This is a genomic window from Alistipes sp. CAG:29 (assembly GCF_000435435.1).
GTDB lineage: Bacteria > Bacteroidota > Bacteroidia > Bacteroidales > Rikenellaceae > Alistipes > Alistipes onderdonkii.
This window is the reverse complement of record NZ_FR893452.1, coordinates 1-4826: the sequence shown is the minus strand read 5'-3', so window position 1 is coordinate 4826 and position 4826 is coordinate 1. Positions and strand designations below refer to the sequence as shown.

At 61.3% G+C, this 4826-nt stretch carries 2 protein-coding genes; both read left to right on the top strand.

Annotation, left to right across the window (positions count from 1 at the left end):
* The coding region (locus QVP03_RS05515) for a two-component regulator propeller domain-containing protein (RefSeq protein WP_288210662.1) at positions 1-3613 on the top strand (3613 nt) is incomplete at its 5' end.
* A gap of 151 nt (positions 3614-3764) precedes the next feature.
* Positions 3765-4757, top strand: a complete 993-nt coding sequence (locus QVP03_RS05510; protein WP_022332557.1) for an aspartate-semialdehyde dehydrogenase — start codon at positions 3765-3767, stop codon at positions 4755-4757.
* Positions 4758-4826: the final 69 nt, after the last annotated feature.

The following is a 4826-nucleotide window of genomic DNA, read 5'->3' as shown; positions in this document are numbered from 1 at the left end:
TTTCAAACCGCTCTGCGGAGTCGATGCCGACGATGTATTGCGCATTTGCCTCGACCCGGACGGGGTGCTCTGGTTCGTGCGGCGCGACGGCATGGACTGCGCTCCGGTAGTTTATGACGCCGAGGGGCGTGCGGTGCTGGGGGCGTGGAAACACATTCCGGTGCGCAACGGTATTTCGTTCGTCCGCTATGACGGTGACCGCACGGTCTATTTCGTCGACGGTGCGGGCCGCCTCTGCCGTTTCGATACCGAGCGGCAGTTGACGTCGGCCATCTGCGGGCTCGCGCAGGAACTGGAACGGCGCGGGGAGCTTGCGGCCGTTATCCGCGACGGGGACGACTATGTATTGGCGTTCGAAATGGGCGGGGTGTTGCGCCTCCATGCTTCCGGGTCGGAATCCGGGGGCTATACGCTGCGGGAGATAGATGTCGCTTGCGGCGTTTTCTCGCTGCTCAAGGATTGGAACCAGGATATCGTATGGATCGGGACGGACGGCAGCGGCCTGCTCCGCCAGTCGGCCGGGGATATCGCGGTACGCTCCATAACCTATGACATGCTGCCTTACAAGCTTACCAAACCGATCAAGGCGCTGTTCGTCGACGAGCGCGGCAACCTGTGGGTCGGGACGAAGAACGACGGGATCCTGTGCATCCGCGATTTCCATGCACAGCGGGCGTTCGGACGGGAAAATACCCGGAATTTTATAGCCGAGAATACCGCCCTGCGTAAGAATTCAGTCTATGCCTTTGCCGCGAGCCGGCGCGGTGTGCTGTGGATCGGGGGCGACGGCGGGGTGTGCTATTATTCCTATGGCGACGGACGCATCCATGCCCTGGCGGGCTGTGAGCAGTTGGCGAATGTACACGGCTTGCACGAAGATGCTGCCGGGGTGCTGTGGGCGGCAACGATCGGTAGCGGAGTATACCGCATCGAGCTTGCAGGCCACGCAGGCGCCCCCGTTGCCCGGCTGGCCGAGTCCGTGGATCTGGGGAGCCGGGAGCGGAGCCGGAATTTCTTTTTCTCGTTCTGCGAGGAGTCCGATTCGACGTTGTGGTTCTGCAACCACGGCATCGGGGCGGTGCGATACCATAAATACGCACGCCGGGGCGAGGTGATCCCGCTGGACGGACGCCGTGGGTTGGCCGCGAACGACGTGACGGTCGCCGTGCGCTGTTCCGACGGGACGCTCTGGTTCGGAACGGGGTGCGGCATGGGGTGTTACCGCCCCGGGGAAGGGGCGGTTGCCGTCGAGTTCGCCCACGACCAGTTGCAGGCCGGGGTGATTCACGGACTGCTGGCCGATTCGCTCGACAATGTCTGGGCCGCCACGAATGCCGGGATTGTCCGCTATAATCCGGCTGCGCACCGTTCGGTGGCCTATGGCGCTTCGTACGGGCTGGAGGTCGTGGAGTTCAGCGACGGTGCTTATTTTTACGACCGCCGTGCCGGGAAGCTGCTGTTCGGCGGCATCAACGGTTTGGTCGTGGTCTCGGGCGGCGAGTCGCTGCACCGGGGGTATATGCCCCCGGTGCGGTTTCGGGATGTGACCATCGACGGCACGGATCACAGCATTTCGAAGCTGATGCGCAAGGGCAAACTGGTGCTTACCCACCGGCAAGGGGCTTTCGGTCTTTCGATCGTGGCGCTGGACTATATCAACGGCGGCAACTATTCGTACCTGTATAACCTCGAGGGGTTCGACAGCCAGTGGAATGACAACCGCCATAACAACCGGCTGCTTTTCGCCAACCTTCCGCCCGGCAATTATTCGCTCAACGTCCGCTACCGGAACAATATGACCGGGGAGCTGAGTCCCGTAGGCCGGCTGGCGATCCGGGTGTTGCCGCCGCCCTATGCTTCCGCTTGGGCATGGGTGGTGTATGGTACGGCCGCGTGTGTGTTTGTTGCGTTCACGGGGCGCTATCTGGAGCGCCGCCGCCGTGAACGCATGCACAGGCGGCAGGCGCTTTACGACCAGCACTCCAAAGAGCTGCTCTACGAGTCGCGTATCCGTTCGTTTGCCAGCCTGACCAACGAACTTTCGGTGCCGCTGACGCTTATCAACGGTTCCTGCCAGCAGATCCTGGAGTGCGGGGCCTCCGACGGCTTCGTGCTCCGGCAGGTGGGATTCATTCATCGCAATGCCCTGAAATTGAAAGATCTGACCTGTTTGCTTAATGAGCTCAGGGCGGCCGGGGCGGCGGATCGTCCCGACGACGTCGAGCTGCTCGATGTCACCCGGATGTGCAACGGACTGGTGCAGACTTTTGCCGAGTATGCCGAAACACACAAGGTAGGCTACCGTACCGAGGTGGGGGAAGGTATGCTCTTCCCCTCGGCGCGCGGTACGTTGAGCATGGTGCTGAATATCGTGCTGTCCAATGCCTTCCGGCGCTCGGAGACGGGCGGGGAGGTTTTCTTCGGTGTATCCGTTGTACAGGATAGGCTGCGGGTTGTGGTTTCCAATCGTGGGGAGGGCGTAGATCTGGGGCAGATCGAGTTCCTCTCCGACCGTTACCGGCTGCTGGACTATCTGGAAAGCCGCGGTAAGGGCGGCCTTTCGCAGAAAGGGGATATGGAGCTGGCGATCTGCCACAACCTGGCAGCGAAGCTGGGCGGGGAGTTCCGGATCGCATCGGAAGGCGACGTTACGACTGTCACGTTGTCGTTTCCCGAACTGGAGATCGCCCGGGTAACGCAGCCAGTCCTGCAGGTGGACATGGCTTCCGACCGGCAGTTCGGGATGCCCGGCGCCCCGGCTGTTTCCGCCGTAACCTCCCGCGATGCGTTGCCGACGATGCTCGTGGTGTGCGAAGACCCCGACATGGCTTCGTTCCTCGCGCAACTCTTCGCCGGCGCCTATGACCTTAAGGTCATGGGAGAGCTCGGGCAGGCTGCGGAGCAACTGGCAGCGTTGCGGCCACAGGTCGTCATTTGCAGTGCGGTGACGCTCGATCCGGCCATGACCGGTGTGATCCGGCATATCCGCAGGAGCAGGCACATGGCACAGGTGCCGGTCATCCTGCTGACGTCGGCCTCGCGTTCCGGGATGAAGATCGAGGGACTGGAGTCGGAGGTGGACATCTGCCTGGCCTTCCCCTTCGACATCGCGCACCTGAGAAACGTCGTGGGGCAGTTGCTGCGCCGTTATGAATCGCTGAAGGATTACGGCCGTTCGGCATACAGCGCGTTCGACCTGGCGCAGGGGCACCTGCTCCACAAGGAAGACAAGGTTTTCCTGGACAGGATGCTCGAGATCATCCACGGCAATATCCTCGACACGTCGCTTTCCACACAGTTCATCGCAGACCGGATGGGGATGAGCCTGCCCAACTTCTATCGCAGGCTGGGGGGCGTGACCGATCGAACCCCGGCCTGCATCATCCGGGAATACCGGCTCGGTCTGGCCGAACAGCTGCTGGTGACCACCCGGCTGTCGATCGACGAGATCATTTACAAATCGGGTTTCTCGAATCGCAGTACTTTCTTCCGGGGGTTCGTGCTCCGTTTCGGATGTACGCCGAAGGTGTACCGCGAACAGAAAGTCAGTGAGGCGATGGAAACGGATGCAGGGCCGGGCACAGAGGCGGGAGTGGAAGCCGAGACAACCTGAGGTGGCTGTTCATCCTGCCGGCCGCGCGTTTCGCGGCGGAGCGGGGCCGCGCTTTTTTGTTATTCGGCCCGAAATCGCTATATTTGCCTCCGGAGTTTCCGTGTACGGTTCGTCCGAGCGGGAACGATGGTCATTTTTTAACGATATCAACATGAAAATTGCGATTGTGGGCGCCAGCGGGGCTGTGGGCCAGGAATTTTTGAAAATTTTGGAGGAACGCGACCTGGGGATCGACTCCCTGTTGCTGTTCGGTTCGGAACGCAGTGCGGGACGGACGTACAAATTCCGCGGAGAAGATATTACCGTCAAGCTGTTGCAGCACAACGACGATTTCAAGGGGGTGGATTTCGCCCTGACGTCGGCCGGTGCCGGGACATCGCGCGAGTTTGCGGAGACGATCACCCGGCACGGAGCCATTATGATCGACAATTCGAGCGCCTTCCGCATGGATGCCGACGTGCCCCTGGTGGTGCCCGAGGTCAATCCCGGCGATGCGAAGGACGCTCCGCGCCGCATTATCGCCAACCCCAACTGCACGACGATCCAGATGGTCGTGGCGCTGAAGGCGATCGAGGATCTCTCGCACATCCGCCGCGTACACGTTTCGACCTACCAGTCGGCCAGCGGGGCGGGAGCCGCGGCGATGGACGAACTGGTCGCGCAGTATGCCGAGCTGGGCGCCGGCAGGCAGCCTACGGTCAGCAAGTTCGCATTCCAGCTGGCCTACAACGTAATTCCCCATATCGACGTGTTCACCGATAACGACTACACGAAGGAGGAGATGAAGATGTTTCACGAGACGCGCAAGATCATGCATTCGGACATCGCCGTGTCGGCGACGTGCGTGCGCGTGCCGGTGATGCGTGCCCACTCGGAGAGCATATGGCTCGAGACGGAACGTCCCGTGTCGGTTGCCGAAGCCCGCGAGGCTTTCTCCAGGGCACAGGGCGTGGTGCTGATGGACGACCCGGCGGGCAAAGTTTACCCGATGCCGCTGTTCATCGCCGGCAAGGAGCCGGTATACGTGGGGCGTATCCGCAAAGACCTGACCTGCGAGAATGGCCTGACGTTCTGGTGCGTCAGCGATCAGATCAAAAAAGGGGCGGCGCTCAATGCCGTGCAGATATTGGAGACACTGGTCTGACGGCCGGAAATTTAAAAAACAGGAAAAGGGGAGACTGCGGTGATGTGCACCCCAAAGTTTGGACTGATT